This window comes from Holdemanella sp. DFI.5.55 (genome assembly GCF_020593575.1).
GTDB lineage: Bacteria > Bacillota_I > Bacilli_A > Erysipelotrichales > Erysipelotrichaceae > Holdemanella > Holdemanella hominis.
Map to the genome: position 1 here is coordinate 1 of NZ_JAJDMK010000349.1, position 243 is coordinate 243.

Sequence of the window (243 nt, forward strand, 5' to 3'; positions counted from 1 at the left end):
GTACCTTCACTTTAGCTGAACATTTTAGAAAGAAAAAACTCACCAAAACAAATGTAAAAGAATTACTAGAGGGAAAAGAAACCCTGGTAAAAGGAATCAAAAACAAAACTAGAATTTTCTAATGATAAAAAAGTAAAGATGACAAATGGTACGACATCAGAAAATGATACTTATGAATTGTCCGGTAATGATTTAAAAATAAAAAATGAAGATGATGAAGTAATTATGCGTGCTAAGTTAGCT

1 pseudogene is annotated in these 243 nt (G+C 28.8%); it reads left to right on the forward strand.

Annotated features, from left to right (window positions below):
- A pseudogene (locus LJE08_RS14375) lies at positions 1-113 on the forward strand (topoisomerase); the annotation flags it as partial.
- Positions 114-243 lie beyond the last annotated feature (130 nt).